This window comes from Citrobacter freundii complex sp. 2025EL-00176 (assembly GCF_053309355.1).
Window position 1 is genome coordinate 24,497 of record NZ_JBRYHT010000020.1, and the last position, 26,177, is coordinate 50,673.

General features: G+C 53.3%; 19 protein-coding genes. 10 read left to right on the top strand and 9 right to left on the bottom strand.

From position 1 onward, the window contains the following. The first annotated feature begins 21 nt into the window (after positions 1-21). Positions 22-1,446: an MFS transporter gene (locus ACVXHP_RS22935; protein ID WP_447572226.1), complete on the top strand. Its 1,425-nt coding sequence runs from the start codon at positions 22-24 to the stop codon at positions 1,444-1,446. Between the two features lie 53 nt (positions 1,447-1,499). Here the strand turns inward: ACVXHP_RS22935 and metJ are convergent, their stop codons facing one another. Then, positions 1,500-1,817, bottom strand: coding sequence for a met regulon transcriptional regulator MetJ (gene metJ, locus ACVXHP_RS22940; protein WP_003825168.1), 318 nt, complete (start codon positions 1,815-1,817; stop codon positions 1,500-1,502). A 265-nt stretch (positions 1,818-2,082) separates the two neighbouring features. Here metJ and metB point away from each other — a divergent pair, with 265 nt between their 5' ends. Together metB and metL are read left to right on the top strand one after the other, a co-directional pair. Continuing rightward, positions 2,083-3,243, top strand: a complete 1,161-nt coding sequence (metB, locus tag ACVXHP_RS22945) for a cystathionine gamma-synthase (RefSeq protein WP_042313378.1) — start codon at positions 2,083-2,085, stop codon at positions 3,241-3,243. 2 nt (positions 3,244-3,245) lie between these two features. Next, positions 3,246-5,678 (top strand): bifunctional aspartate kinase/homoserine dehydrogenase II, encoded by a 2,433-nt coding sequence (metL, locus tag ACVXHP_RS22950; protein WP_200009446.1) that lies wholly within the window; start codon positions 3,246-3,248, stop codon positions 5,676-5,678. A 26-nt stretch (positions 5,679-5,704) separates the two neighbouring features. On the opposite strand, the gene ACVXHP_RS22955 is transcribed toward metL, so the two are convergent. Beyond that, the gene (locus ACVXHP_RS22955; protein WP_447572227.1) at positions 5,705-6,889 is read right to left on the bottom strand and encodes a cytoplasmic protein; all 1,185 of its coding nucleotides are present in this window, start codon (positions 6,887-6,889) and stop codon (positions 5,705-5,707) included. 133 nt (positions 6,890-7,022) lie between these two features. On the opposite strand from ACVXHP_RS22955, the gene ACVXHP_RS22960 reads away from it, so the two are divergent. Beyond that, positions 7,023-8,579, top strand: a complete 1,557-nt coding sequence (locus ACVXHP_RS22960) for a bifunctional metallophosphatase/5'-nucleotidase (RefSeq protein WP_200009444.1) — start codon at positions 7,023-7,025, stop codon at positions 8,577-8,579. 38 nt (positions 8,580-8,617) lie between these two features. On the opposite strand, the gene ACVXHP_RS22965 is transcribed toward ACVXHP_RS22960, so the two are convergent. Continuing rightward, positions 8,618-8,995: a carboxymuconolactone decarboxylase family protein gene (locus tag ACVXHP_RS22965; RefSeq protein WP_087856665.1), complete on the bottom strand. Its 378-nt coding sequence runs from the start codon at positions 8,993-8,995 to the stop codon at positions 8,618-8,620. A gap of 89 nt (positions 8,996-9,084) precedes the next feature. On the opposite strand from ACVXHP_RS22965, the gene ACVXHP_RS22970 reads away from it, so the two are divergent. The 3 genes from ACVXHP_RS22970 (at position 9,085) to katG (ending at position 13,386) form a co-directional block, all read left to right on the top strand. Continuing rightward, positions 9,085-9,993 (top strand): LysR family transcriptional regulator, encoded by a 909-nt coding sequence (locus ACVXHP_RS22970; protein ID WP_447572228.1) that lies wholly within the window; start codon positions 9,085-9,087, stop codon positions 9,991-9,993. A gap of 157 nt (positions 9,994-10,150) precedes the next feature. Continuing rightward, the gene (gene metF / locus ACVXHP_RS22975; protein WP_047025885.1) at positions 10,151-11,038 is read left to right on the top strand and encodes a methylenetetrahydrofolate reductase; all 888 of its coding nucleotides are present in this window, start codon (positions 10,151-10,153) and stop codon (positions 11,036-11,038) included. Between the two features lie 167 nt (positions 11,039-11,205). Then, positions 11,206-13,386, top strand: coding sequence for a catalase/peroxidase HPI (gene katG / locus ACVXHP_RS22980; protein WP_200009442.1), 2,181 nt, complete (start codon positions 11,206-11,208; stop codon positions 13,384-13,386). Positions 13,387-13,490: 104 nt separating this feature from the next. Here katG and gldA read toward each other — a convergent pair whose 3' ends face one another. The 6 genes from gldA to argE all read right to left on the bottom strand — a co-directional run bounded on the left by gldA (position 13,491) and on the right by argE (position 22,482). Continuing rightward, on the bottom strand, positions 13,491-14,594 hold the full coding sequence (gldA, locus tag ACVXHP_RS22985) for a bifunctional L-1,2-propanediol dehydrogenase/glycerol dehydrogenase (protein ID WP_038636055.1): 1,104 nt from the start codon (positions 14,592-14,594) through the stop codon (positions 13,491-13,493). Positions 14,595-14,606: 12 nt separating this feature from the next. Beyond that, the gene (gene fsa, locus ACVXHP_RS22990; RefSeq protein ID WP_447572229.1) at positions 14,607-15,269 is read right to left on the bottom strand and encodes a fructose-6-phosphate aldolase; all 663 of its coding nucleotides are present in this window, start codon (positions 15,267-15,269) and stop codon (positions 14,607-14,609) included. A 248-nt stretch (positions 15,270-15,517) separates the two neighbouring features. Beyond that, a complete protein-coding gene (locus ACVXHP_RS22995; RefSeq protein ID WP_447572230.1) occupies positions 15,518-16,375 on the bottom strand; it encodes an AraC family transcriptional regulator in 858 nt (285 codons plus the stop codon). 83 nt (positions 16,376-16,458) lie between these two features. Then, the gene (locus tag ACVXHP_RS23000) at positions 16,459-18,192 is read right to left on the bottom strand and encodes a phosphoethanolamine transferase CptA (RefSeq protein WP_047025881.1); all 1,734 of its coding nucleotides are present in this window, start codon (positions 18,190-18,192) and stop codon (positions 16,459-16,461) included. 209 nt (positions 18,193-18,401) lie between these two features. After that, a complete protein-coding gene (ppc, locus tag ACVXHP_RS23005) occupies positions 18,402-21,053 on the bottom strand; it encodes a phosphoenolpyruvate carboxylase (protein WP_304702897.1) in 2,652 nt (883 codons plus the stop codon). A gap of 277 nt (positions 21,054-21,330) precedes the next feature. Next, entirely contained in the window at positions 21,331-22,482 is a 1,152-nt protein-coding gene (gene argE / locus ACVXHP_RS23010; protein ID WP_447572231.1) for an acetylornithine deacetylase, read from the bottom strand. Positions 22,483-22,637: 155 nt separating this feature from the next. On the opposite strand from argE, the gene argC reads away from it, so the two are divergent. From argC to argH, 3 genes are all read left to right on the top strand, one after another. Next, a complete protein-coding gene (argC, locus tag ACVXHP_RS23015; protein ID WP_047025878.1) occupies positions 22,638-23,642 on the top strand; it encodes an N-acetyl-gamma-glutamyl-phosphate reductase in 1,005 nt (334 codons plus the stop codon). Between the two features lie 10 nt (positions 23,643-23,652). Continuing rightward, a complete protein-coding gene (gene argB / locus ACVXHP_RS23020; protein WP_047025877.1) occupies positions 23,653-24,426 on the top strand; it encodes an acetylglutamate kinase in 774 nt (257 codons plus the stop codon). 116 nt (positions 24,427-24,542) lie between these two features. Further along, positions 24,543-25,916, top strand: a complete 1,374-nt coding sequence (argH, locus tag ACVXHP_RS23025) for an argininosuccinate lyase (protein WP_447572232.1) — start codon at positions 24,543-24,545, stop codon at positions 25,914-25,916. Positions 25,917-26,177: the final 261 nt, after the last annotated feature.

Below are 26,177 nucleotides of genomic sequence, written 5' to 3' on the forward strand. Positions count from 1 at the left end.
TGAGTCTAAGGAGTTGACATCATGTCTAATGATGGAACGATAATCGGAAGTAATCAAACTATTGCTGTCAGGCCTTTCGGATTAAGAGATAAATTTGGTTATTTGTGTGGCGACCTCGGAACCTGTTTTATTCTTGGACTGGTAAACAGTTTTTTAATGATTTATTACACCAACGTACTCGGTATTTCCGGCGTTATTGTAGGCTCGCTCTATTTTGTGACCAAACTCTTTGATGCGTTTGTCGACGTTGGCGTCGGGCGTTTATGTGATACCTCTAAACTAACGATACATGGACGGTTTAACCCGTGGGTGCGCCGTATGAAGTATCCGTTCTGCATTATTGCGGTCGTCCTGTTTCTGCCATTTGTGAATGATTTCTCTTATACGGCAAAAATTATCTACATCTGCTGCTCCTATTTTATCTACGGTTCATTATTATCGACGGTCAGTATTCCGTATGGTGCCATGTCTGCGGCGATTAGCTCGAACCCGGAAGATCGTGTTTCGCTCTCAACCTGGCGCAGCGTTGGGTCTGCGATCGGCGGCGGGGCAACCGGCTTTTTTATTCCAATCCTGATGTACACCACCCTGGTGGACGGAAGCCAGGTGATTTCCGGGCAGCATTTCTTCTGGATTGCTATTGGTTGCGCAGTGCTGGGCTTTATCTTTTTAACCCTGACCTGTCAGCTAACGACAGAACGCGTACGTGTGGAAAGAAAAGAGAGCATGCCCGTGTCGGTACTGCTGAAGGGGTTGTTACGCAACAAGGCACTGATTGTTCTGGTTGTAGTGGATCTGCTGATCGTGATTAATCAGGGGTTGTCTGGTACCAACATGACTTACCTGTTTAATGACTATTTCCACAATAAAGAGGCGATGTCAGTCGCGTTGCTGTTTACCTTTGGTTCCCTGGTTTTGCTGGCACCATCGGCATCCTGGCTCACGAAGCGGTTTGGTAAAAAAGAAGCTAGCGTAGGCGCGCTGCTCTTTGCGGTAGCGATGTATCTGATTATGTACTTCGTCCACATTACCGACGCGAAAGTCTATTTGGTTTTCCTGTTCCTGGCGACGCTGGGGGCGGGGTTATTCAACCTGATGATATGGGCGTTTATGACCGATGTTTGTGATTATCACCAGTATGTCACCGGCGATCGTGAGGATGGTACCGTTTATGGCGTGAACTTCTTTGCCCGCAAGGTTGGTCAGGCGTGCGCCGGGGCTATTGGCGGCTTTATGCTAGCCATCATTGGTTATCAATCTTCCTCAACGGGTGGTGCTGTGCAAACCAGCATCGTGCAGGAAAATATTTATACGATGGCGAATCTCCTGCCGGCTTTGTGTCTGTTTTTGGCGGCGGTTATTCTGATTTATTGCTATCCATTGAACCGTAAAGAAACGCTTAAAATGGAAGAGACATTGAATAAAATCAATGGTATCAGTAAGTAACTCAGCGAGAAACGGCGGGAGCAATCCCGCCTTTTCTCATCTGTCTTCAACAATCAGTATTCCCACGTTTCCGGGTTGATACCCAGTTCACGCATGATTACCTTTGCTTCTTCCGGGATTTCATCACTGCGCTCTTTACGCAGGTCGTCATCGTTGGGTAATGGTTGCCCGGTAAAAGCATGCAGAAACGCTTCACACAGCAGTTCGCTGTTGGTGGCGTGGCGCAGGTTGTTCACCTGACGACGCGTGCGTTCATCGGTAAGGATTTTTAACACTTTCAGAGGAATGGAAACCGTAATTTTTTTGACTTGCTCACTCTTCTTACCGTGCTCAGCGTATGGGCTGATATATTCGCCGCTCCATTCAGCCATGAGATACCTAATCCTCTTCGTCATTAATATTGAGGCCAGAACCTGAGCCCGGACCATAATTGCGCGTAGTTTATCGTAGTGGCGCGGCCCTGACACGAAGTAAGCCGACGCGGATGTACGCTAATGCATATAATTTTAACGGCTATTTGCGGTTTGCTCAATCTATACGCAAAGAAGTTTAGATGTCCAGATGTATTGACGGCTATCGTAACTATGATTAATCTGGTGCCTGACTTTTCACCGACTCAGCCAGGATCTCCTCAATATGACGCGTAAACAGGCCACCATCGCAGTGCGTAGCGGATTAAATGACGACGAACAGTACGGTTGCGTTGTCCCACCGATTCACCTCTCCAGTACCTATAACTTTACCGGTTTTAATGAGCCTCGCGCCCATGACTATTCACGCCGCGGTAACCCGACGCGCGATGTCGTTCAGCGCGCGTTGGCAGAACTGGAAGGGGGCGCGGGCGCGGTACTGACCAATACCGGCATGTCGGCGATTCATCTGGTAACCACGGTATTCCTGAAGCCTGGCGATCTGCTGGTCGCGCCGCACGACTGTTACGGCGGCAGCTATCGCCTGTTTGACAGTCTGGCAAAGCGTGGCTGTTATCGCGTTCTGTTTGTCGATCAAGGCGATGAGCGGGCTTTGCAGGCGGCGCTGGCGGAAAAACCAAAGCTGGTGCTGGTAGAAAGCCCAAGCAACCCACTACTACGCGTGGTGGATATTGCGAAAATCTGTCAATTGGCGCGTGAAGCTGGTGCAGTCAGCGTGGTAGACAACACTTTTTTAAGCCCGGCACTGCAAAATCCACTGGCATTGGGCGCCGATCTGGTGTTGCATTCATGCACGAAATATTTAAACGGTCACTCAGACGTGGTGGCTGGTGTGGTGATAGCGAAAGATCCGGAAACGGTCACTGAACTGGCATGGTGGGCGAATAATATTGGCGTGACCGGCGGCGCGTTTGATAGTTATCTGCTGTTGCGCGGCCTGCGTACTCTGTCACCTCGTATGGAGGTGGCGCAACGTAATGCTCAGGCGATTGTCGATTATCTGCAAACGCAGCCGCTGGTGAAAAAACTGTATCACCCATCATTGCCGGATAACCAGGGGCATGAGATTGCTGCTCGTCAGCAAAAAGGCTTTGGCGCGATGCTGAGTTTTGAACTGGATGGCGATGAGCAAACGCTGCGCCGCTTCCTTGGCGGGCTGTCATTGTTTACGCTGGCGGAATCGTTAGGAGGCGTTGAAAGTCTGATCTCCCACGCCGCAACCATGACACACGCGGGAATGGCACCAGAAGCGCGCGCGGCAGCAGGGATTTCGGAAACGCTGCTGCGTATCTCCACCGGTATTGAAGATGGCGAAGATTTAATTGCCGACCTGGAAAATGGCTTCCGGGCTGCAAACAAGGGGTAAACATGAGTGTGATTGCGCAGGCAGGGGCGAAGGGTCGTCAACTGCACAAATTTGGTGGTAGTAGTCTGGCTGATGTGAAATGTTATTTGCGCGTCGCAGGCATTATGGCGGAGTACTCGCAGCCTGATGACATGATGGTTGTTTCAGCCGCAGGCAGTACCACTAACCAGTTGATTAGCTGGCTGAAGTTAAGCCAGACCGATCGTCTTTCTGCGCATCAGGTTCAGCAGACGTTACGTCGCTATCAGAGCGAGCTGATTAGCGGTTTGTTACCACCAGAAGTGGCCGACGGCCTGATCGGTGCGTTTATTCACGATCTGGAGCGTCTGGCCGGGTTACTCGACAGTGGGGTGAACGATGCCGTCTATGCCGAAGTCGTCGGACACGGTGAGGTGTGGTCGGCGCGTTTGATGTCTGCCGTCCTTAACCAACAAGGTCTGGAATCGGCCTGGCTGGATGCGCGCGATTTTTTACGGGCGGAGCGTAGCGCTCAGCCGCAGGTGGATGAGGGGCTTTCTTACCCATTGCTGCAGCAACTGCTGGCGCAACATCCGGGTAAACGCCTGGTCGTTACCGGCTTTATTAGCCGGAACAACGCCGGTGAAACGGTACTGCTGGGACGTAATGGCTCTGACTACTCGGCGACCCAGGTTGGCGCGCTGGCCGGGGTGTCCCGCGTAACCATCTGGAGCGATGTCGCCGGGGTTTACAGCGCGGATCCGCGTAAAGTGAAAGATGCCTGCCTGCTGCCGCTGCTGCGTCTGGATGAAGCCAGCGAGCTGGCGCGTCTGGCGGCTCCGGTCCTCCATGCCCGTACCCTACAGCCGGTTTCCGGCAGTGATATCGATCTCCAGTTGCGTTGTAGCTATACGCCTGAGCAAGGTTCAACGCGTATTGAACGCGTGCTGGCTTCAGGCACCGGGGCGCGTATCGTGACCAGTCATGATGACGTCTGCCTGATTGAGTTTCAGGTTCCCAGCGGTCAGGACTTTAAGCTGGCCCACAAAGAGGTAGACCAGATTTTAAAACGCACCCAGGTGCGTCCGCTGGCGGTTGGTGTGCATCCCGATCGCCAACTGCTGCAATTTTGCTATACCTCCGAAGTCGCTGACGGCGCGTTGAGAATTCTTGATGAGGCCGGATTGCCGGGCGAGCTGCGTCTGCGTCAAGGGCTGGCGCTGGTGGCGATGGTCGGGGCGGGCGTCACCCGTAACCCGCTGCACTGCCACCGCTTCTGGCAGCAACTGAAAGGTCAGCCGGTCGAATTCACCTGGCAGTCGGAGGAGGGCATCAGCCTGGTCGCCGTACTGCGTACCGGACCGACGGAGAGCCTGATTCAGGGTCTGCATCAGTCAATTTTCCGCGCGGAAAAACGTATTGGCCTGGTGTTGTTCGGGAAGGGGAATATTGGATCACGTTGGCTGGAGCTATTCGCCCGTGAGCAAAGTACGCTCTCGGCGCGTACCGGATTAGAGTTCGTGCTGGCGGGCGTGGTCGATAGCCGCCGTAGCCTGCTGAATTATGAAGGACTGGATGCCAGCCGCGCGTTGGCCTTCTTTGATGATGAGGCAGTGGAACAGGATGAAGAGTCGCTGTTCCTGTGGATGCGCGCCCACCCGTATGATGATTTAGTGGTGCTGGACGTAACCGCCAGCGAGCAGTTGGCGGATCAATATCTGGATTTCGCCAGCCACGGTTTTCATGTTATCAGCGCCAACAAACTGGCGGGTGCGAGCAGCAGTAATAAGTATCGCCAAATCCATGATGCGTTTGAAAAAACCGGTCGTCACTGGCTGTATAACGCCACCGTGGGCGCAGGTTTGCCGATCAACCATACCGTGCGCGATCTGATTGATAGCGGAGATACCATTCTGTCGATCAGCGGGATCTTCTCTGGCACGTTGTCGTGGCTGTTCCTGCAATTTGATGGCACGGTGCCGTTCACCGACCTGGTGGATCAGGCGTGGCAGCAGGGGCTGACCGAACCAGACCCGCGGGTGGATCTTTCCGGCAAGGATGTGATGCGCAAGCTGGTGATTCTGGCGCGTGAAGCGGGTTACGACATCGAGCCGGATCAGGTTCGCGTGGAGTCGCTGGTGCCTGCGCATTGCGAAGAAGGCTCGATTGACCATTTCTTTGAAAATGGCGATGAACTGAACGAGCAGATGGTGCAGCGTCTGGAGGCGGCGCGTGAAATGGGGCTGGTGCTGCGCTATGTGGCGCGTTTTGACGCTAACGGTAAAGCACGTGTGGGTGTTGAAGCGGTACGTCCTGAGCATCCGCTGGCGGCATTGTTGCCGTGCGATAATGTGTTCGCCATTGAAAGCCGCTGGTATCGCGATAACCCGCTGGTGATCCGCGGACCTGGAGCAGGCCGCGACGTGACCGCCGGAGCCATCCAGTCTGACATCAACCGTCTGGCGCAACTGCTGTAGTTTGCGTTGCCGGATGGCGCTTACGCTTATCCGGTCTGGCTATGACACGAACCGTAGGCCCGGGAAGCGGTAGCGCCACCGGGCACATCGCACTGGGTGAGCAGGATGTTGTATTTCTCCGTCAGCGTCCTTATCGTCTGAAACACCGCATGGGCTGAGTAACGGGCGCTATCCCGAAATTCCGGCTGTTGCTGTAGCCAGGCGATAAAATGATGACTTGCCCTCAGCGTTATCGAGGCCCCTTTTTCAACCAGCCCCTCCGTTAACAAACACACCATTTTACGCCTGTTGCTCTGTTGCCAAATCTGCCACTGGTTTTGCCACCATCCCTGATAACTTTTGCCCAGTAATTGCCAGGACCTGGTGTGTTGATCGTCACCCATTTCTTCATCCACAAACCAAAGCGAGGCGTGATGTTCGCGAAACTGTTCCGACCATGCGGTAATCACAGCGCCGCGCAGAAAGCATTCGTGGGCGATGATGTGCGTTTTAACCGTTGGCCAGAGATGGCTCAGGACGCGGAAATGCCCATGCGCAGTAATGACCGGGCGTAAAATCTCACCGCTGGCGTTACGTTTGAGCATCGCGCTGCCGTACTGAATTTCGTCAAATTGGCTACGGCGTAAAAACTGCGTTTCTCGCTGATTTACACGCTGGATAACATCATCATGATTCGCTGTGGCCTCGACCATACCACGCCAGCGGTAAACTAATGAATCGCCAACAGAATGAGGAGTGAAGTTGCTGGAAATATGCAAAATATTGCCGCGAATAGCATCAAAACTGAATAATACATACAGTTTCTGATCTGCACTTGCGCCCTGAAAAGGGACGATCAGCGGCACCGTCACTATTTGTTCTGGCGGCTCAATGGCCGTCGATGGCGGTTGTCTGGGGGTCCACACTTTTCTACAGCTCCGGCACTGTACGCGCTGGGTTCCCTGTGGGTTATGTCCATATCGGATCGGTGCCCGTTGGTAGCAATTTGGGCAAAAAAGACCACTGTTAACCGCAAAATGCGTAAAACAGGCGGCCAACCAGGCGCGGAAATGTTCAGCGTTAAACAGCGGGGGATAACTGCCGCATGCCTGGCAGTGCAGAGCGGCGTAGCCCAGCCGGTAATCGGGCCAGCTGTAATCAACCGAGTTTGCCAACCCCAGATTTTTGCAGCCAAAAGACTTGCAACAGTTGATGGTGAACAGAGAAGTCATCGCATTACCAACGATTTTTAATGGTCGTTGATTTTGCCCTGCAACTATTACCGATGGGTGTGAGTCTTCTCACATAAAAAAACCTTTCAGAACGTAACGTAGCGATTCTTTATATGACTGAAAGGGATTGATTATGAAGTTAAAAATGCTTGCTGTCGGTGTTCTGGTATCGCTGCCGTTATGGGCGTCAGCGAAAGATGTCACGATTATCTATACCAACGATCTCCATGCCCACGTCGAACCTTATAAAGTCCCGTGGATTGCTAATGGCACACGCGATATTGGCGGTTGGGCCAATATCACGACGATGGTGAAGCAGGAAAAAGCGAAAAATAGCGCGACCTGGTTCTTTGACGCGGGTGATTACTTCACCGGGCCGTACATCAGCAGCCTGACAAAGGGCAAGGCGATTATCGATATCATGAATACGATGAATTTCGATGCCGTCACCATGGGTAATCATGAGTTCGATCACGGCTGGGATAATACGTTGTTGCAACTGAGTCAGGCGAAATTCCCCATTGTGCAGGGCAATATCTTTTACCAGAACAGCAGCAAAATGTTCTGGGATAAGCCCTGGACCATCATTGAAAAAGATGGCGTGAAGATTGGCGTTATTGGCCTGCACGGCGTGTTTGCTTTTGATGATACGGTTTCTGCTTCGACGCGCGTGGGCATTGAGGCGCGAGATGAGGTGAAGTGGCTGCAACGTTATATCGATGAATTAAAAGGTAAGGTGGATCTGACGGTGGCGTTGATCCACGAAGGTACGCCGGCGCGTCAGTCCAGCCAGGGAAGTACAGATGTGCGTCGTGCGCTGGATAAAGATATCCAGACTGCAGGCCAGGTGCATGGCCTGGATATCCTGATCACCGGCCATGCGCATGTGGGCACGCCAGAGCCGATTAAAGTCGGTAATACCTTGATTCTCTCTACCGACAGCGGCGGTATTGATGTCGGTAAACTGGTATTGGATTACCAACAAAAGCCGCATCAATTTACCGTGAAAAATTTCGAGCTGAAAACTATCTACGCCGATGAGTGGAAACCCGATCCGCAGACGAAACAGGTGATTGATGGCTGGAATAAAAAGCTTGATGAGGTTGTGCAGCAGACGGTTGCCAACTCTCCGGTTGAGCTGACGCGTGCTTACGGGGAATCCTCCTCGTTGGGAAATCTGGCCGCAGATGCATTACTGGCTGCGGCGGGTAAAGATACCCAGTTAGCGCTTACAAACTCAGGTGGCATTCGGAATGAAATCCCGTCAGGTGCGATTACGATGGGCGCAGTTATTAGTACCTTCCCGTTCCCGAACGAGCTGTCTACGATGGATCTTACCGGTAAGCAGCTGCGTAGTTTGATGGAGCACGGCGCGGGGTTAAGCAATGGCGTACTGCAGGTCTCCAAAGGGTTTGAGATGAAGTACGACAGCAGCAAACCGGTTGGCCAGCGGGTCACCGTATTGACGCTTAACGGTAAGCCAATTGAGGATGCTGTGGTTTATCACATTGCCACCAATAGCTTCCTGGCAGACGGCGGTGATGGTTTTACGGCCTTCACCGAAGGCACAGCGCGTAATACATCCGGCGGTTACTATGTCTCTAATGCCGTCGTTGATTATTTCAAAGCGGGAAATACGCTGACGGATGAACAACTGAAAGGTATGCGTGTGGAAGATGTGAAAAAGTAACGCGTTCAGGCCAGCAGAATATCCGCTGGCCTGTTGTTTTAGCCTCTGTGGGAGGCAAACACCTCTTTTGCGGCGAACAAGCCGTTGAGTGCCGCGGGGAAGCCAGCGTATACGGCCATTTGCATAATCACTTCAACGATCTCATCCTGCGTTAAGCCTACGTGTAATGCCGCGCCAATATGCACCTTCAATTGCGGGGCGGCATTGCCCAGCGCCGTTAACGCCGCGACGGTAGCAATCTCTCTACTGCGTAAATCCAGACCCGGTCTTGAATAGATGTCGCCAAAAGGAAATTCGAGCAGGTAGCGAGCGAAGTCTGGCGCAATATCTTGCAGACTTTCGACGACCGCATCGCCCCCTTTTCCATCGACTTTTTGCAGCATCTTCTGACCGGTAATAAAGCGTTCTGAATGCATAATCTCTTCCTCATTTGTCTGGTATATGGCCTGAGGATAGAGCGTGCAGAATGATTGGGATAATACCGTTTCCGTGATACCTTTTCGGTATGACAACATCGCCTTTGCACTCTCTGGATATTCGCCTGCTGCGTTACTTTTCCGTAGTGGCGGAAGAGAACAATATGAGCCGGGCGGCGCAGCGTTTATTTATGTCGCAGCCGCCGCTGAGTCGCCATATTCGCCAGCTTGAAGAACGTCTGGGGATGCCGCTTTTTGTCCGTCATACCCGTGGACTGACGCTGACGGAAGACGGTCTGCGCGTATTGGAAATCGTGCGTCCGCTGCTGACGATGTACGAAGAAACCTGCGCGACGTTGAGTCAGTTAGCGCAAGCTGGGGAGCACTCTCTACGCCTGGGGCTAAGTACGGCGTTTGAGCAAGGTATTTTTGCTTCGCTTGAATCGCAGCTAAACCGGCGGACGGAGAAGTTACATATTGTTCGTCATGGTTCGCCTGAGCTGGTGCGTCAGGTTCGTCGGGGAAAACTGGATGCAGCGCTGGTGGCGCTACCGCTTGAGGCTCCCGGGCTTACCGTCATGCAACTCGGCTGGCAAGAGCCGTTGATTGCCGCATTACCCGCGATCTGGCCAGAGGCGAGCCTGCCGTCACTCTCATTAACGACGCTGAACCACCGACCACTGTTCTGGTTTAAACGCGAACGGAACCCTGCCTTTTTTGATTACACCCGACATATTTTTCGCCGCGCCGGTTACTCTCCCGCCTGTATCGAAGAGCCGCTGGAACATGACGTGCTGCTGGCGCGGATCGCGCATGGCGACGGTCTGAGTTTACTCCCGGCCTCGTTTTCCGCGATCCAGCGTCAGGGCGTGATATTTCTGCCGCTTACCGATTCCGAATTGCGTATCCACGTGGGATTGGTGATGCTGCCTGAGAGCGAAGCAACGTTGCAGTGGTTGCAGACGGTTGTGAACCAATCCCTCGGTCTTTCAGGTTGATGTGAATTTTTTTCACGTTGACTGAGTATTCCTCACCTTTAACGATGATTTTTGTGTTGACGCCAGCGTGCTTTTCCGTCATTTTTACATCTAGACGTCTAAACGTATAGCAGTTCACAACACAACATATAACGACAAAAGATTGATGAGGTAAGGTATGAGCTTTTTTCACGCCAACCAGCGGGAAGCGCTGAATCAGAGTCTGGCCGAAGTACAGGGGCAGATTAACGTTTCTTTCGAATTTTTCCCGCCGCGCACCAGTGAAATGGAGCAAACCCTGTGGAACTCTATCGATCGCCTGAGCAGCCTGAAGCCGAAATTTGTTTCGGTCACTTACGGTGCAAACTCTGGTGAGCGCGACCGCACGCATAGCATTATTAAAGGGATTAAGGATCGTACCGGGCTTGAAGCGGCGCCGCACCTGACCTGTATTGATGCGACCCGCGATGAACTGCGTACCATTGCTCAGGATTACTGGAATAACGGTATTCGTCATATTGTTGCCCTGCGTGGTGACCTGCCGCCGGGTGGTGGCAAACCGGATATGTATGCTGCCGATCTGGTGACTCTGCTGAAAGACGTGGCGGACTTTGATATCTCCGTTGCGGCTTACCCGGAAGTGCACCCGGAAGCGAAGAGCGCTCAGGCCGATCTGCTGAACCTGAAGCGTAAAGTTGATGCCGGAGCGAATCGCGCGATCACCCAATTTTTCTTCGATGTAGAAAGCTATCTGCGTTTTCGCGATCGCTGCGTGTCTGCGGGTATCGATGTGGAAATTATTCCGGGTATCCTGCCGGTATCTAACTTTAAACAGGCGAAAAAATTTGCTGACATGACCAACGTCCGCATTCCGGCGTGGATGTCGACCATGTTTGCTGGCCTGGATGACGATGCGGAAACCCGCAAGCTGGTGGGCGCAAACATCGCCATGGATATGGTGAAAATTCTCAGCCGCGAAGGGGTGAAAGATTTCCATTTCTATACTCTCAATCGCGCCGAAATGAGCTACGCAATTTGTCACACGCTGGGAGTAAGACCGGCATAATCAGTCCATCAGCCCTCTACGGAGGGTTTTTTATTGATCATTTTGATCTACATCTCTGTAACTAAAAATATAAAAGGATCTGGCTATCGAATCTGTGGGTTATTTCGACTATATCTAATCTCTGGTGGTGTATATCGTAGTCAGAACACTGTAAAGGGAGCATATAGATGAGCATGTCCGACGATAGCCAGAACGCATCAACTGCCGGTAAGTGTCCTTTCCATCAGGGCGGGCCGGATCACAGCGCGGGAGCAGGAAGAAATAACCGCGACTGGTGGCCTAATCAACTCCGCGTTGATCTTTTGAACCAACATTCCAATCGTTCGAACCCGCTGGGTGAGGACTTCGACTACCGCAAAGAATTTAGCAAACTTGACTACTCTGCCCTGAAAGGGGATCTCAGAGCCCTTCTGTCCGAATCTCAACCGTGGTGGCCTGCTGACTGGGGCTCTTATGCCGGTTTGTTTATCCGTATGGCATGGCACGGCGCAGGGACCTATCGTTCCATCGATGGACGCGGTGGCGCGGGTCGTGGACAGCAGCGTTTTGCACCACTGAATTCCTGGCCGGACAACGTGAGTCTTGATAAAGCGCGTCGTCTGCTGTGGCCAATCAAGCAGAAATATGGTCAGAAAATCTCCTGGGCCGACCTGTTTATTCTCGCCGGTAACGTGGCGCTGGAAAACTCAGGCTTCCGTACCTTCGGTTTTGGCGCGGGTCGTGAAGATGTCTGGGAACCGGACCTCGACGTAAACTGGGGTGATGAAAAGGCCTGGCTAACCCACCGTCATCCTGAAGAGCTGGCAAAAGCGCCGTTGGGCGCAACCGAAATGGGTCTTATCTATGTTAACCCGGAAGGGCCGGATCACAGTGGCGAACCGCTTTCTGCGGCCGCGGCGATTCGCGCGACCTTCGGTAACATGGGGATGAACGACGAAGAAACCGTGGCGCTGATTGGCGGCGGTCATACATTAGGTAAAACTCACGGCGCAGCACCTGCTTCACACGTAGGGGCCGATCCTGAATCCGCGCCGATTGAAGCGCAAGGCTTAGGCTGGGCCAGCAGCTACGGTAGCGGCGCGGGTGCAGACGCGATTACTTCCGGCCTGGAAGTGGTCTGGACGCAAACGCCGACCCAGTGGAGCAACTATTTCTTCGAGAACCTGTTCAAATATGAGTGGGTACAGACTCGCAGCCCGGCAGGTGCTATCCAGTTCGAAGCGGTGGATGCGCCGGAGATTATCCCCGATCCGTTTGATCCTGAGAAAAAACGCAAGCCGACAATGCTGGTCACCGACCTGACGCTGCGTTTCGATCCTGAGTTCGAGAAGATCTCTCGTCGTTTCCTCAACGATCCGCAGGCGTTCAACGAAGCCTTTGCTCGTGCATGGTTTAAACTGACGCACCGCGATATGGGGCCGAAAGCGCGTTACATCGGACCGGAAGTGCCAAAAGAAGATCTGATTTGGCAAGATCCGCTGCCGCATGCGTTCTTCAACCCAAGCGAAGAAGATATTCTTAATTTGAAGGCGACCATTGCGGCTTCCGGGCTGTCCGTAGGCGAGCTGGTTTCGGTGGCATGGGCCTCTGCATCGACCTTCCGCGGCGGAGATAAACGTGGCGGCGCGAATGGCGCTCGTCTGGCGCTCGACCCACAGCGTGGTTGGGATGTGAATGCTACCGCGGCACGCGTACTGCCAGTGTTAGAGGGCATCTATAAATCAGCCCATACTGCGTCGTTGGCCGATATTATCGTGCTGGCTGGTGTTGTAGGCGTGGAGCAGGCCGCAAGCGCTGCGGGTGTCAGCATCAATGTTCCTTTTGCGCCGGGCCGCGTGGATGCGCGTCAGGATCAAACGGATATTGAGATGTTTGAGCTGCTCAAGCCAATTGCGGACGGGTTCCGTAACTATCGTTCTCGCCCTGACGTTTCAACCACTGAGTCTCTGTTGATTGATAAAGCGCAGCAGCTGACGCTAACCGCACCGGAAATGACCGTGCTGGTGGGTGGTATGCGCGTACTGGGCACCAACTTCGATGGTAGTCAGCACGGCGTCTTTACCGATCGTCCTGGCGTACTCAGCACTGACTTCTTCGTCAATTTGCTGGATATGCGTAACGAATGGAAAGCGGTTGATGAGTCACAAGAGCTGTTTGAAGGTCGTGACCGTCTGAGCGGCGAAGTAAAATACACCGCAACTCGCGCCGATCTGGTGTTTGGTTCTAACTCTGTACTGCGTGCAGTGGCTGAAGTTTATGCCTGCAGCGATGCCCACGAGAAGTTCGTGAAGGACTTTGTGGCGGCATGGGTGAAAGTAATGAACCTGGATCGTTTCGATCTGCTGTAAACAAAAACGCCGGATGGCGCTGACGCTCATCCGGCCTACAGTATCGGTACAATGTTGCCGTTTGTAGGCCGGATCAGGCGAAGCCGCCATCCGGCATTCTTACGTTATTCCCACTCTTGCAGATAACGCTGCCCATACTGGTCAGCGACCAGCAACGCGGCATACACCTGGTCCGGCGTTGCGCCGCCAGGCATGTTGTGGATGGTTTCGCCTTCAGCACAGGCCGCTTCTGCCACAATGCGCATTTTCGCCGGGATATCCTGTTTGATATCCAGTTGCGCCAGGGTAATCGGTAGACCAACGGAATGACACAGCGCCGCCACGGTTTCGATTTCATCGACCGGCGCGTTTTCCAGCACCAACTGAGTCAGCGTGCCAAACGCCACTTTCTCGCCATGGTAGTAGTGATGTGCATCCGGGATCGCCGTCAGGCCGTTATGAATGGCGTGAGCCGCTGCCAGACCACCGCTTTCAAAACCGACGCCGCTAAGATAGGTATTGGCTTCAATAACGCGCTCCAGCGCAGGCGTAACCACGTGCTGCTCGGCTGCCAGCATCGCTTTTTCACCTTCTTCTATCAACGTATTGAAGCATAGCTCAGCCAGTGCCAGCGCCGCCTGGGTGCACTGACCACCCGCCATGGTGGTTGCGCCGCTGCGTGAACAGGCGCGTGCTTCGAACCAGGTCGCCAGCGCATCGCCGATGCCTGCGGCTAACAGACGCGCCGGTGCGCCCGCGACAATTTTAGTATCAACAATGACCCTGTCCGGGTTGTTCGGCAGTAGCAGATAGCGATCGAATTCACCCGCATCGGTGTAAATGACGGACAGCGCGCTGCACGGTGCATCGGTAGAGGCGATGGTTGGCGCAATAGCGACAGGCACGCCCATAAAATGCGCCAGCGCTTTGGCGGTATCCAGCGTTTTCCCGCCGCCAATACCGAGTACTGCGCCACACTGCGCTTTTTCCGCCACGCCGCGCAAACGGTCGATTTCGTTTTGCGAACATTCACCGCCAAAAGGCGCGATCTCCAGCGCCAGTCCGGCATCCTGGAAGCTTTTTTCCAGCGCGGATTGTGCGAAGCCTAAGACAAACTTGTCCCCAACGACCAGCCAGCGCGCTGCCAGTGGTTTGAGGTAGCTGCCAAGACGGGTAATAACATCGGCACCCTGGATGTACTTACCAGGTGATTGAATAATGCGATCCATACTTTATTTCCCTCACAGGTTGATGTGACCAAATGCGTTGTTCCAGTCCTGCTCAAACTTCTCTATTGCTGACTCTACCGCAGGGGTATTGAGCATTTGTTGCGCTACGTCTAAGGGCATGGTGATTGCTTCACATCCTGCCAGTAAGCAATCCAACGCCTGACGCGGCGTTTTAAAGCTGGCCGCCAGTACCATGCTGTTTGGCGCATGCAGTTCCAGTAGCGTTTGCAGTTCCTGTACCGTGCGGATCCCGTCGCCACCCTGAGCGTCAATGCGGTTAACGTAAGGGGCGATATATTTTGCGCCAGCCAGCGCGGCCAGTAGACCTTGAGAAGCACTGTACACGGCGGTTCCCAGGGTGGTGATACCCTCTTTTTTCAGTAATTTGATAGCGGCCAGACCTTCAGCAGTGACGGGGATTTTCACCACGATACCCGGTACGGCATTACTCAGACGTTTGGCTTCTTCCACCATCCCCTGCGCGTCGCGGCTCATGGTCTGGGCAAACAGAATACCCTCTTCGCCAATGGCGTTTTGCAGGCGCGGCAGCACATCCCAGATGGATTCTTTGCTGGCGGCGATAATACTTGGGTTGGTGGTTACGCCAGCGATAGGGAAGATGCGGGCCAGACGTTCGACTTCCGCGACGTTGGCGGTATCAAGATAAAGTTCCATACAAAACACCCTCTTAATTTTGCGTGAGCAGCCCGTTGCCGGAATGCGTTGTTGTGCACAGGATAAGAGCGTTTCACCGCGTCGCGCTATCTGACAAATCTGTCAAAAGCTGGATAAATGTAATGTGTCGATAAAAGTGAGACTTACTTCACATGTCAGCTACAGGTGAGGCTTATTCAGGTGGTTTGGGCCATGAGTTGGTTTTTTATATTACAAAAATCCAGTAAATGTTATTTTTGTCTTCTTTACTACTGACGGATCTCTTTCTCCGTCAACTGGCTGTGATATTGCCGACGATATTCTGAGGGGGAACGTTCGGTATTCTTGCGAAACAGGCGGCAGAAGTAGTTGCTGTCAACAAAACCACAGGTGTGCGCCACGTCTTTGATCTTCAGCTCGTAACCCTTCAGCAGCGTCTTCGCGTGTTCAAGCCGCGTGTGGTTCAGGTATTCGTTAAAACCGATAGCGCCCGTTTTTTGAAACAGATGGGAGAGGTAATTGGGCGAGATGTAGAACGCTTGCGCGACCGATTCCCGGGTAAGCGGTGAAGCGTAGCGTTCGTCAATATAGTCGCGAATGGCTTCGAACAGCGCCTGACTGCGCGATGCGGTCTGTATTTGGCTGCCGAGCAGATCGCGACAATGGCTCAGCAAGCTTGCGACGATCAGCCTGGCCGTTTGCTGCTCCTGCGGTTGCATCTGCATTTCATTAAGCGTTTGCAGCAAGAAGGAACCAATACGCGGTCCACGCCGTGCGACATGCTGTTTGACGAGGCTTTGATATTGCTTGCCGTCCCACTGAACGACGTTGAAACCCAACTGCTGCTTGCTGAACAGAACGCTGAGCGTGGTGACCGGTGTAAGCCATTGCGGAAAGTTCCAGCCGCCGGCCGGAACGTACAGGACATCACCAGGTCGTAACGTTGCGGATGCGCCGGCAACCCCGTGATCGGTGAACTCACCTTCCAGCACAATCTCCAGCCGGGGGAAATCAACCTGATATGCCAGTTCCGGCATTGAGCTACTGGTGCTGGCAAAGTAAATCTGGCGTAGCGGTGTGGGGCCGTTAATCAGGCGGGCGAGAAGATGGCTGACGTCGTGATACATGTTAATCCCTTGCAGGCAGCAGACAGGGGAACAGTAACCGCCATCATAAAAAAAGGCCACTCTTAAAAGTGGCCTGTGTGGGATTATTGATTACCGATTTGATCGCCGTAAGGCAAGGTATCGTAATCTATCAGGGCATTCTTCTTGTATGGATTGCCAATCCAGCGAGTCGTCTCTTTAAACTGCGGGCTGGTAATGGCACGGGTTGGATCGAAGCCATCGTAAGTGAAGCCAGCTAAATCAGACCAGGTGTGGATTAGCTCTGAGCTGCTGTATTTACGATTCACATCCTGTGAGAAGTCCCGAGGATGCGCGGCCTGCCATTTTTCCGAGGTCCACAATAAGAACGGCACCGTATACATATGGCGTGTCGGATTGTCTTCATTACGGCCCTGCGTTTTATGTGGCGGCGTGTCGTACACCTCTTCACCGTGATCGGAGAAATACAGCAGGAAACCATTCGGATCGGTCGCTTTGTAGTCTTTGATCAGGCTGGCAATGATGTGGTCATTGTAGACATTCGCGCTGTCGTAATCGTTGTAGGCTTCCAGCTCATCATTACCCAGACCGGCGGGAACATTGTCGATATTGTTGTCGAATTTGCCCTGACCATCCGGATAACGGAATTTGTACTTAATATGGGTACCCAGCAGGTGAACGATGATGAATTTTTTCGGCGCCGGGTCGGCCAGGACTTCTTTAAATGGCGCCAGCACATTGCTGTCATATTCGCGCGCGCTTTGCGTACGCTGCTGGTTCATATAGAACTGCTTATCTGTCTGCTTAGAGAACACCGTCAGCATGGTGTTGCGGGCAGTCATTGTCTGCTGATTGGTGATCCAGAAGGTTTTATAACCCGCCTGCTTCATCATGTTCATCAGGGATGGCTGGGTCAGATACAGATCCGGGTTCTTCTCGTTGGCAAAGGTCAGCGCCTGCTGCAGGATTTCAATGGTATACGGACGGGAGGTCACGACATTATTGAAAACGGTGAAGTTAGGATCGGTTTTATGCAGCGCATCCAGTTCCGGTGTGGTTTCGCGCGGGTAACCATACAGGCTCATACGACCACGCTGCGTTGACTCGCCAATCACCAGTACCAGCGTACGCGGTGCGTCACCGGAATGGTCTTTAAAGTTGGCCAGCGGCGGCAGGGCATTGTTTTCATTCAGCAGGCTATTGAGCGAGGTCAACTGCTGACGATACTGATAATACCCGGAGATAAATTGCCACGGTGCGGCTGGCTCCATACGCGAAGCGAGACCGTCCAACGTTTTTTCAAACGGTTTATGTTTGATGAACGTATTAACCGCCATTGGGTGCAGAATCAAGCCGTATAACAGCGCAAACGACACCAGATAGCGCCAGGGCGATGGAATATGAACAGGGCGCAGACGCGTCCACAGCAGAATCGCCATTACCGTATACGCCAGCGCAATTAACACAATTTTCAGGCTGAAATATTGGCTCAGATATTCGCTGGCTTCGTTCGCATTCGTTTCAAACATCACGTACAGAACGCTTTGCGAGAACTCTTGCCCGTAGATGACGTAATAACTCAGAGCGGCTAAAGAGGCAGCCCATAACATAACGCCAATAACGGCAGCAATAATACGGATACGATTTGGGAATAAGAATACGGGGATCAACCACAGTGAACTGAACAGCAAGGAATCGCGTAAACCGGTAGATCCGCTGTAGCCACTGAAATAGATAACCGCCTGCAGTAATGAAGAAAAGAACCAAAAATAGAGGAGCGCCCAACCCAGGGCTTTCCAGCTAAATGCGGGTTTAGACTGGAGTTGTAAGGATTGCATAGTGTGAGCCTGTCTTTAATCGTAGCGCCAAGAGTAGCGGCTAAACCTTAAGAGGAACTGAAGCATCACGATGTTAGTATCGTGTTCTGTTGTTTATATATTTATTGGGTAAATATATACAGGCGGGAATATATTGAAAATGAAGCAGTTATAACAGCGATTTTTGATGTCGCCTTCGCGCAATAGCACGAAGGCGACGGGAGGGGACGTTAGCCAGTATTGCGCATACCGGCAGCAACACCTGCGATGGTCACCATCAGCGCTTGTTCAACGCGTGGATCTGGCGCATTGCCTTGCTCTTCAGCCAGGCGCGAGCGGTGTAACAGCTCAGCCTGTAAAACGTTCAGCGGATCGGTATAAACATTCCTTAACTGAATGGACTCGGCAATCCACGGCAGGTCGGCCATCAAATGTGAGTCATTGGCAATCGCCAGCACGACGTCGATATCGGCTTCCAGACGCTGACGCAGTTCTTCGCCGAGCGGCCACAACTCCTTTTTGACCAGACGTTGATCGTAGTATTCAGCCAGCCACAGATCGGCTTTAGCGAAAACCATTTCCAGCATGCCAAGGCGTGTGGAGAAGAATGGCCAGTCGCGGCACATTGCTTCGAGTTCGCTTTGCTTACCGTCTTCCACCACTTTTTGCAGCGCGGTGCCTGCCCCCAGCCATGCCGGAAGCATCAGGCGGTTCTGCGTCCAGGCAAAGATCCATGGAATGGCGCGCAGAGACTCTACCCCACCAGTCGGACGGCGTTTTGCCGGACGGGAGCCGAGCGGCAATTTACCCAGTTCCTGCTCTGGAGTCGCGGAGCGGAAGTAAGGGACGAAGTCTTTGTTTTCGCGTACATATCCACGGTAGAGCTCACACGAAATATCGGAAAGCTCATCCATGATATGACGCCAGTTATCCTTCGGCTCTGGCGGCGGTAACAGGTTGGCCTCCAGGATGGCTGCGGTATAAAGCGACAGGCTGCTGATGGTCACTTCCGGCAGGCCGTACTTAAAGCGGATCATCTCACCTTGTTCCGTCACACGCAGGCCACCTTTCAGGCTGCCAGGCGGTTGAGAGAGCAGTGCCGCATGCGCAGGCGCGCCACCGCGGCCAATGGAACCACCGCGACCGTGGAACAGCGTCAACTCGATACCGGCTTTTTCACAGGTTTTGATAAGCGCGTCCTGGGCCTGATATTGCGCCCAGGAGGCCGCCATCACGCCCGCGTCTTTTGCGGAATCAGAGTAGCCAATCATGACCATCTGTTTGCCCTGAATAAAGCCGCGGTACCAGTCGATATTCAAGAGCTGGGACATGACGTCATCAGCATTGTTGAGGTCGTCCAGCGTTTCAAACAGCGGCGCAACCGGCATAGCAAAACCGATCCCGGCTTCTTTCAGCAGCAGATGCACGGCCAATACATCTGACGGCGTTTTCGCCATCGAGATAACATAGGCGGCAATGGAGCCATGCGGGGCTTCGGCAATGACGCGGCAGGTGTCGAGTACTTCGCGGGTGTCGTTGCTCGGTTCCCAGTTACGTGGCAGAAGCGGACGCTTGGAGTTCAGTTCGCGGATCAAGAAGGCCTGTTTATCCGCTTCTGACCAGTTTTCGTAGTCGCCAATGCCCAAATAACGGGTCAGTTCGCCCAGCGCTTCAGTGTGACGGGTGCTTTCCTGACGAATATCAATACGTACCAGCGGTACGCCGAAACATTTCACGCGTCTAAGGGTGTCGAGCAGTTCGCCATTGGCGATGATGCCCATGCCACAGGCCTGCAGGGACTGGTAACACGCGTACAACGGATCCCAGAGCTGTTCGTTTTGGGTGAGAAGGCCGGCAGGTTTCGGTAATTTCTCGCCTTTCAGACGGGCTTCCAGCCAGGCTTGAGTTGCCATCAGACGTGAACGCAGGGTTTTCATCAGATAGCGGTAAGGTTCTGCTGCGCCTTCTTCGCCTACCAGCGCCAGCAGTTCCGGCGTGGCATCCACCATCGACAGTTCAGAGATCAGAAACTGAATGTCTTTCAGGAACAGGTCGGTGGCTTTCCAGCGGCTGAGCAGTAGCACGTGACGGGTGATATCCGCCGTCACGTTCGGGTTGCCGTCGCGGTCTCCGCCCATCCAGGAGGTAAACCGAACCGGAACAAAATCAACGGGCAGCTTATAGCCCAGATTATCTTCCAACTGTTCGTTCAGCTCGCGTAGATAGTTCGGCACGCCTTCCCATAGGCTGTTTTCGACCACGGCGAAGCCCCATTTGGCTTCATCAACCGGGCTTGGGCGTATCTTGCGGATCTCATCCGTATGCCAGGACTGAGCAATTAACTGGCGCAGACGGCGCATCAGTTGATGGCGTTCGTAATCGACGAGATCCTTGTTATCAAGCTGTTTGAGACAGGCGTTAACTTCACCCATTTTATGGATCAGCGTACGACGGGTGATTTCAGTCGGGTGGGCGGTCAGGACCAGCTCCAGGGAGAGTGATTCCACGGCTTTCTTGATGGTGGCTTCATCGAGGTTGGGCTGGTCTTTCAGTTTACGCAGAGTGCGAGCAATCACTTCCGGGTTGCTGGCTGCTTCGCCTTTGGGCGAAATGCTGTGGTATTGCTCGGCGGTGTTAGCCAGGTTCAGGAACTGGCTAAACGCACGGGCAACCGGCAGCAGCTCGTCGTTAGACAGGTTTTGCAGCGTCGTAAGTAGCTCCTGGCGATTAACTTCATTGCCAGCGCGGGATGATTTGGACAGCTTACGGATTGTTTCTACGCGATCAAGAATGTGCTCTCCCAGCGCATCCTTAATGGTCTCTCCCAGCACTTTGCCGAGCATACTGACATTACTACGCAACGCGGAATATTGTTCGTTCATTAACCCAGACACCCCATCTTTAATTTGTGCGTCCTGTATCTTTCGCACCACCGCGGCGTTGGCTGTGACACGAAATCTCTCGGACTTAATTTTTTCGCCGTCTTTTATAAAGCCACGTAAAACTCGTGACGTCAATTGCTGCGAAATCGGTTCAGCAAACGAAAAAATGGCGGGAATTTACGTTATTTAATTCACATCGAATCAAATAAGCTGTGCTTATGAAAATGTTAATAAATGACCTTGCTCACCGCTGAAGGATGAGCAAGGTTATAAACGATTAATGCCAGCAGAAATGATGCACAACCTGGGTGATCAATTCACGGGTTGGCTTAATAAAGCGTGTTTCCAGGTATTCATCTGGCTGATGCGCCTGATTAATGGAGCCAGGCCCCAACACCAGCGTCGGGCAAAGCGTCTGGATAAACGGCGCTTCAGTGCAGTAGTTCACCACTTCCGTTTGCGCTCCCAGCAGTTTTTCAACGACTTCGACCAACTGATGGTCCGGCGGACACTCATAGCCTGGAATAGGCGGATGCAGTTCCGACACCGTCAGGCGACCCGGCCAGCGCTCGCTGACAGGGGCCAGCGCATCGTTAAGTAAACCATTAAGATCGTTGAGCGTCATGCCGGGCAGCGGGCGAATATCCATATGCAGCTCGCAGCAGGCGCAGATTCGGTTGGCGGCGTCGCCGCCGTGGATGTGACCCAGGTTTAAGGTTGGGTACGGAACGGTAAAAGCGTCATGATGATAGCGTTCTTTCAGGTCATCACGCAGAGTCATGATATGGCCGATAGCATCATGCATCAGTTCAATCGCATTGACGCCACGCGCCGGATCGCTTGAGTGTCCCGATTGCCCCAAGATGCGAATGGCATTAGAGATATGCCCTTTGTGCGCACGCACCGGTTGCAGGGAGGTGGGCTCGCCAATGATCGCGCAGTCCGGACGCAGAGCGGTAGTTTCAGAGAAATAACGCGCTCCCGCCATGCTGGTCTCTTCGTCGGCAGTGGCCAGAATGTACAGGGGCTTTTTCAGCTTCGTTACGTCGACATCACGCAGCGCGTCGAGGATAAAAGCGAAGAAGCCTTTCATATCTGCCGTACCCAGACCGTAGAGCTTATTGTCATGCTCGGTCAGGGTGAACGGATCGCGCGTCCAGCGCCCGTCGTCAAACGGCACGGTATCGGTATGACCTGCCAACAACAGACCGCCAGCCCCTTGTCCAATGCTTGCCAGCAGGTTGAATTTATTTCGCGTATCGGGAACCGGCTGAACCTCTACATTGAAGCCTAAATCTTTGAACCAGCCCGCCAGCAGAGTGATTAAACCTGCATTGCTTTGATCCAACGCTTCTTCGGTGGCGCTAATCGATGGCGTGGCAATCAGAGCGCGGTAAATCTCGATAAATGGCGGTAAATTGTTTTTCATTGTTGACACACCTCGGGTCATGATAGTATCAATATTCATGCAGTATTTGTGAATAAAAATACATTAACGTTGAGCGTAATAAAACCCACCAAGTGTAAGGTGAGGTGATAAAGGCTTATACCTGGCAACAGAATCTAAGAAGGTGAGCTGCCCCGATGTTGAATACGCTGATTGTGGGCGCCAGCGGCTATGCCGGCGCAGAGCTTGTGACCTATGTAAATCGCCATCCTGATATGAACATAACCGCTTTGACCGTCTCAGCGCAAAGCAATGATGCAGGAAAACTCATCTCCGATTTGCATCCGCAGTTGAAAGGCATTGTCGATTTACCGTTGCAGCCAATGTCGGATATCAGCGAGTTTAGCGCAGGGGTGGACGTTGTGTTCCTCGCCACAGCGCATGAGGTCAGTCATGACCTGGCCCCGCAGTTTTTGCAGGCCGGATGTGTGGTGTTTGATCTCTCAGGCGCGTTTCGTGTTAACGATAGCGCGTTCTATGAAAAATATTATGGCTTTACCCATCAGCACCCCGAACTGCTGGAGCAGGCGGTGTACGGTCTGGCGGAGTGGAGCGCAGCGCAACTGAAAGAAGCGAATCTGGTTGCTGTACCGGGTTGTTATCCGACGGCGGCGCAGTTGTCGCTGAAACCACTGATTGACGCCGGACTTCTGGATCTCAGCCAGTGGCCGGTGATTAACGCGACCAGTGGCGTCAGCGGTGCGGGACGTAAAGCGGCTATCTCGAACAGCTTTTGCGAAGTGAGCCTGCAGCCCTATGGCGTGTTTACCCATCGTCATCAGCCGGAAATCGCCACTCACCTCGGCGCGGAAGTGATCTTCACTCCGCATCTGGGCAACTTCCCGCGCGGAATTCTGGAAACGATCACCTGCCGTTTGAAAGCGGGCGTAACCCATGCGCAGGTGGCCCAGACGTTGCAACAAGCGTATGGTGATAAACCACTGGTACGCCTGTACGACAAAGGAGTTCCGGCCCTGAAGAATGTGGTGGGCTTACCGTTTTGTGATATCGGGTTTGCCGTGCAGGGAGAGCACCTGATCGTGGTGGCGACCGAAGATAACTTATTGAAAGGCGCGGCGGCACAGGCGATGCAGTGCGCAAATATCCGTTTCGGCTTTGCTGAAACGCAGTCTCTTATTTAAGGGTGCAACAATGAATCCATTAATTATCAAGCTGGGCGGCGTTTTACTGGATAGCGAAGAGGCGCTGGAGCGACTGTTTACCGCCCTGGTGAATTATCGTGAGTCGCATCAGCGTCCGCTGATCATTGTGCACGGTGGCGGCTGCGTGGTTGATGAACTAATGAAGCAGTTGAATCTGCCGGTCAAAAAGAAAAACGGTTTGCGCGTCACCCCTGCCGATCAGATTGACATTATCACTGGCGCCCTGGCGGGCACGGCGAATAAAACCTTGCTGGCCTGGGCGAAAAAACATCAAATCGCCTCTGTGGGCCTGTATCTTGGCGATGGCGACAGCGTAACAGTGACGCCGCTCGATAAAGAGCTGGGTCATGTTGGACTCGCGCAACCGGGTTCGCCTAAGCTAATTAACACGCTGCTGGAAAGCGGTTTTCTGCCGGTGGTCAGCTCCATTGGCGTCACTGAAGATGGACTGCTGATGAACGTTAACGCCGATCAGGCGGCAACAGCGTTGGCGGCAACGTTGGGTGCGGATCTGATTCTGCTCTCTGACGTGAGCGGTATTCTGGATGGTAAAGGCCAGCGCATCGCCGAAATGACCGCCGCGAAAGCGGAGCAACTGATCGACCAGGGGATTATTACCGATGGCATGATCGTGAAGGTCAATGCGGCGCTGGATGCCGCGCGCACGCTGGGCCGTCCGGTGGATATCGCCTCCTGGCGTCATGCAGAGCAACTCCCGGCGTTGTTTAACGGCACGCCGATCGGTACACGTATTCTGGCTTAACTATTAATGTGCCGGATGGCGGCTTCGCCTTATCCGGTGTATGTGAACCGAACCTGTAGGCCGGATAAGCGAAGCGCCATCCGGCATTGAAATTCAAGATATTAAGGAAGCATGTTATGGCACTTTGGGGTGGGCGTTTTACACAGGCAGCAGATCAGCGGTTCAAACAGTTCAACGACTCGTTGCGTTTTGACTACCGCCTGGCAGAACAGGATATTGTCGGCTCTGTGGCCTGGTCCAAAGCGTTGGTAACGGTCGGCGTACTGACTGCCGATGAACAGCTGCAACTGGAAGAGGCGCTGAACACGCTGCTGGAAGAAGTTCGTGCCAATCCGCAACAGATCCTGCAAAGCGATGCCGAAGATATTCACAGTTGGGTGGAAGGTAAGCTGATTGATAAAGTCGGCCAGCTTGGTAAAAAACTGCATACCGGGCGTAGCCGTAATGATCAGGTGGCGACCGATCTTAAACTGTGGTGTAAAGACACGGTTATTGAATTACTCTCCGCCAACCGCCAGTTGCAAAGCGCGCTGGTGGTGACGGCGGAGAATAACCAGGATGCCGTGATGCCGGGTTACACCCACCTGCAACGTGCGCAGCCGGTGACGTTTGCCCATTGGTGTCTGGCCTATGTCGAAATGCTGGCGCGTGATGAAAGCCGTCTGCAGGATGCGCTTAAGCGTCTGGACGTCAGTCCTCTGGGCTGCGGTGCGCTGGCGGGTACGGCATATGAAATCGATCGCGAACAACTGGCTGGTTGGTTGGGCTTTACTTCGGCAACGCGTAACAGTCTGGACAGCGTTTCCGATCGCGACCACGTGCTGGAGTTACTGTCCGACGCCTCTATCGGCATGGTGCACCTGTCGCGTTTTGCTGAAGATCTGATTTTCTTTAATACCGGTGAAGCGGGCTTTGTCGAGCTGTCCGATCGTGTGACCTCGGGTTCATCCCTGATGCCGCAGAAGAAAAACCCGGATGCGCTGGAGCTGATCCGTGGCAAATGCGGTCGCGTGCAGGGTGCGTTGACCGGCATGTTGATGACCTTAAAAGGCCTACCGCTGGCGTATAACAAAGATATGCAGGAAGACAAAGAAGGGCTGTTCGATGCGCTCGATACCTGGCTGGATTGTCTGCATATGGCCGCGCTGGTGCTGGATGGCATTCAGGTGAAACGTCCGCGTTGTCAGGAAGCGGCGCAGCAGGGTTATGCCAACGCCACTGAGCTGGCGGATTATCTGGTAGCGAAAGGCGTTCCGTTCCGCGAAGCACACCATATTGTGGGCGAGACGGTGGTTGAGGCGATTCGTCAGGGCAAACCGCTGGAAGCGCTGTCGCTGACCGACTTACAGAAGTTCAGTCCGGTCATTGGCGATGACGTTTACCCGATCCTTTCTCTACAATCGTGTCTGGACAAACGTGCGGCGAAAGGCGGCGTGTCGCCACAGCAGGTCGCACAGGCGATTGATTACGCGAAGGCGCGTCTGGCGTAACCTTTGTCTTGTAGGCCTGATAAGCGTAGCGCCATCAGGCAAACAGTTATCAGAGCCTGGCATCACGCCGGGCTTTTTTATGCAAAAAAAATGCGGACGCAAGGTCCGCAAAAGTTCACGTTGGCTTTAGTTATTTCGAGTATGAGAGAAACTCTCTAAACGGACAGTAGCTTCAAGGGTTAAAGGGGTACCGTTCCGTTTCTGTGGTGCATTATTAAACAGAAAGCTTGATAGGGATAATCGTTCGTTGCTATGCTACCT

Coding starts and splice junctions, on each gene's coding strand:
- ACVXHP_RS22935 (WP_447572226.1), top strand. CDS start 22: ATGTCTAATGATGGAACGATAATCGGAAGTAATCAAACTATTGCTGTC.
- metJ (WP_003825168.1), bottom strand. CDS start 1,817: ATGGCTGAATGGAGCGGCGAATATATCAGCCCATACGCTGAGCACGGT.
- metB (WP_042313378.1), top strand. CDS start 2,083: ATGACGCGTAAACAGGCCACCATCGCAGTGCGTAGCGGATTAAATGAC.
- metL (WP_200009446.1), top strand. CDS start 3,246: ATGAGTGTGATTGCGCAGGCAGGGGCGAAGGGTCGTCAACTGCACAAA.
- ACVXHP_RS22955 (WP_447572227.1), bottom strand. CDS start 6,889: ATGACTTCTCTGTTCACCATCAACTGTTGCAAGTCTTTTGGCTGCAAA.
- ACVXHP_RS22960 (WP_200009444.1), top strand. CDS start 7,023: ATGAAGTTAAAAATGCTTGCTGTCGGTGTTCTGGTATCGCTGCCGTTA.
- ACVXHP_RS22965 (WP_087856665.1), bottom strand. CDS start 8,995: ATGCATTCAGAACGCTTTATTACCGGTCAGAAGATGCTGCAAAAAGTC.
- ACVXHP_RS22970 (WP_447572228.1), top strand. CDS start 9,085: ATGACAACATCGCCTTTGCACTCTCTGGATATTCGCCTGCTGCGTTAC.
- metF (WP_047025885.1), top strand. CDS start 10,151: ATGAGCTTTTTTCACGCCAACCAGCGGGAAGCGCTGAATCAGAGTCTG.
- katG (WP_200009442.1), top strand. CDS start 11,206: ATGAGCATGTCCGACGATAGCCAGAACGCATCAACTGCCGGTAAGTGT.
- gldA (WP_038636055.1), bottom strand. CDS start 14,594: ATGGATCGCATTATTCAATCACCTGGTAAGTACATCCAGGGTGCCGAT.
- fsa (WP_447572229.1), bottom strand. CDS start 15,269: ATGGAACTTTATCTTGATACCGCCAACGTCGCGGAAGTCGAACGTCTG.
- ACVXHP_RS22995 (WP_447572230.1), bottom strand. CDS start 16,375: ATGTATCACGACGTCAGCCATCTTCTCGCCCGCCTGATTAACGGCCCC.
- ACVXHP_RS23000 (WP_047025881.1), bottom strand. CDS start 18,192: ATGCAATCCTTACAACTCCAGTCTAAACCCGCATTTAGCTGGAAAGCC.
- ppc (WP_304702897.1), bottom strand. CDS start 21,053: ATGAACGAACAATATTCCGCGTTGCGTAGTAATGTCAGTATGCTCGGC.
- argE (WP_447572231.1), bottom strand. CDS start 22,482: ATGAAAAACAATTTACCGCCATTTATCGAGATTTACCGCGCTCTGATT.
- argC (WP_047025878.1), top strand. CDS start 22,638: ATGTTGAATACGCTGATTGTGGGCGCCAGCGGCTATGCCGGCGCAGAG.
- argB (WP_047025877.1), top strand. CDS start 23,653: ATGAATCCATTAATTATCAAGCTGGGCGGCGTTTTACTGGATAGCGAA.
- argH (WP_447572232.1), top strand. CDS start 24,543: ATGGCACTTTGGGGTGGGCGTTTTACACAGGCAGCAGATCAGCGGTTC.